Source organism: Kitasatospora sp. NPDC047058 (assembly GCF_040643935.1).
Taxonomy (GTDB): domain Bacteria; phylum Actinomycetota; class Actinomycetes; order Streptomycetales; family Streptomycetaceae; genus Kitasatospora.
In genome coordinates this window covers 1-2536 of record NZ_JBEYVJ010000687.1, presented here as the reverse complement: position 1 = coordinate 2536, position 2536 = coordinate 1, and the positions used below count along the sequence as shown (strand labels likewise).

The following is a 2536-nucleotide window of genomic DNA, read 5'->3' as shown; positions in this document are numbered from 1 at the left end:
CTGCTGGACGTCGTCGGCCTGAACCCGGAGTACATCAACCGGTACCCGCACCAGTTCTCCGGCGGCCAGCGCCAGCGCATCGGCATCGCCCGCGGTCTCGCGCTCAAGCCGGAGGTGATCATCTGTGACGAGCCGGTCTCCGCGCTGGACGTCTCCGTCCAGGCGCAGGTGATCAACCTGCTGGAGCAGCTGCAGAGCGAGTTCGCGCTGTCGTACATGTTCATCGCGCACGACCTCTCGATCGTCCGGCACATCTCGGACCGGGTCGGCGTGATGTACCTCGGCAAGCTGGTCGAGATCGGGACGGAGGACGAGATCTACGCCCACCCGACCCACCCCTACACCCAGGCGCTGCTCTCCGCCGTGCCGGTGCCCGACCCGACCGGGCGCGAGCAGCGCGAGCGCATCCTGCTCAGCGGCGACCTGCCCTCGCCGGCCAACCCGCCGTCCGGCTGCCGGTTCCGCACCCGCTGCTGGAAGGCGGAGGAGCGCTGCTCCACCGAGGTCCCGCTGCTGGCGGTGCCCTCCGCGCTGACCGGGCCGGCCGCGCACGAGTCGGCGTGCCACTTCGCCGAGGTGCGGGACGTGATCGGCGCGGGCTGACCGCGCACCGGCCGGGCCCCGGAGCCGCACGGTTCCGGGGCCCGGCCGCGTCCGGCCGCCGGGGCCGGGACCGCGGTGTCACCTGGTGAAGCCGACGTTCTCCCAGACGATGTCGGAGAGGCCCTGCGCGCCGATGTTGGCGAGGTTGGAGCGGGCGCCGTACAGCTGCGGGCGCTGGTAGAGCGGCAGGATGCCGGCCACCTTCCACAGCTCCCCGTCGGCCTGGTTGATGGCCTCGAAGGAGGTGGCGGCGTCGGTCGCACCGGCCGCCCGGTCGAGGGCGGCGTCGACGGCCGGACTGCCGGCCTGGGCCTGGTTGGTGCCGCCGTTCTGGACGAAGTTGGCGCGGCTGCCGGAGGCCGGGAAGGGCGTGCCGAGCAGCGAATAGGCGGTGATGTCGAAGTCGTGCCGGTTGATGTACTTGTCGAAGAACTCGTTGGGGTTGGCGGCCACGACGGTGAGCTTGACCCCGACGGCCTTGAGGTCGTGGGCGGCGGCGGTGGCCTCGTTCTGGGCCTGGGTGACGCCGGTCGGGATGACCATCCGCAGGTTGAGCTCCTTGCCGTCCTTCTTCCGGACGTCGCCGTCGAGCTTCCAGCCGGCCGCGTCGAGCTTGCGGACCGCCTCGGCCGGGTCGTAGCGGCTGAGGCCGAGGGAGTTGTCCCGGTAGGCGTTCTGGTTGGCCACCAGCAGGTGGTTGTTGAGGGTGATGGTGGGCCAGTCCAGGCCGCTGAGGTCGGTGCGGGTGATGGCGTCCCGGTTGATCGCCTGGAACAGCGCCTGCCGGACGGCCGGGTCGGTGAGCGCGGGGCTCCTGCCGTTCAGCGTGATCTGGCGGAAGTCGGGCCCGCCGGCCCGGCGCACGGAGCCGCCCTTGGTGTTCCTGATCAGCTGGTAACCGGCCACGTTGGGGCCGTTGTTGAAGAAATCGACGGTGCCGTTGCCGAAGGCCGCGGCCATCGTGTCGGGGAGCATGGCATGGAACTCGATCCGGTCCAGCAGCGGCTTGTCGCCCCACCAGGCCGGGTCGGCGACCAGGGTGACGGTCTGCGCGGCCTTGTCCAGCTTCTCGACCTTGAACGGGCCGGCGGTGACCGGGATCGCGTCCAGGTAGGCCGTGTTGAACAGGTCCGGGGTGGCGATCCGGCTCGCGGGCAGCAGCGGGGCGTTGGCGGCGCTGTTGAACATCGACTGCCACTCGGAGAACGGGCGCTCGAAGGTCATCACGGCCTGGAAGTCGTCCTTGCCCTTCTCGACCGAGGTGACCAGCTCGAAGCCGGTGCTGCTGGACGACTTGTAGGCCGGGTCGTTCCCGTTCAGCGCCCGCCAGTTGGCCTCGATGTCGCGCCAGGTGATCGGGGTGCCGTCGGACCACCGGGCCTTCGGGTTGAGCGTCCAGGTGACCACCTGGCGGCCGTCCCGGATCTCGGAGTGGGCGTCCTGGAGGTAGGCCGGGTTGACGGTCTGGGTGCCGGCCGCGTCGGAGCGGAAGAAGGTCGGCAGCAGCGGCTTGGTGACGGTGACGGTGGAGGACTCCGTCCCGTCGGCCTGGACCGGCGACCACTGGGTGGAGAACTGGGCGATCGCGACCCGCAGGGTGCCGCCCTGGCGCAGGTCGGCGCGGTCGTGCGGGTTGATGTCCATCGCGGTGAGCTTGGGGGTCTCCAGCGTGGACGGGACCGCCGCCGAGGTGTCGTCCGGTCCGGCGGAGCAGGAGCAGAGCGTCAGCGAGAGGGAGACGGCGGAGAGACAGGCGAGCAGGGCCGTGCGGCGTGACAGGTGGCGGCGGCGGCCCATGGTGGTACTCCCGATGCAGATGTGACGGACGGTGCGCGTGGTGTGGCGTCACATCTTGCTGACCGGGGGGCGCAATTGTCGAGGGGAGGGACGCCCGTCGCGGGCGGCACCGCCCGCCGTCCGGCGGCCGCCCCGG

2 protein-coding genes are annotated in these 2536 nt (G+C 71.2%); one reads left to right on the top strand and one right to left on the bottom strand.

Features of this window, described 5'->3' with window-relative positions:
• Window positions 1–603, top strand: a 603-nt coding sequence (locus ABZ885_RS39325) for an ABC transporter ATP-binding protein (RefSeq protein WP_360199721.1), incomplete at its 5' end; no start/stop codon positions are given.
• 78 nt (window positions 604–681) lie between these two features.
• On the opposite strand, the gene ABZ885_RS39320 is transcribed toward ABZ885_RS39325, so the two are convergent.
• On the bottom strand, window positions 682–2400 hold the full coding sequence (locus tag ABZ885_RS39320; RefSeq protein ID WP_360199719.1) for an ABC transporter family substrate-binding protein: 1719 nt from the start codon (window positions 2398–2400) through the stop codon (window positions 682–684).
• Window positions 2401–2536: the final 136 nt, after the last annotated feature.

Coding starts and splice junctions, on each gene's coding strand:
- ABZ885_RS39320 (WP_360199719.1), bottom strand. CDS start 2,400: ATGGGCCGCCGCCGCCACCTGTCACGCCGCACGGCCCTGCTCGCCTGT.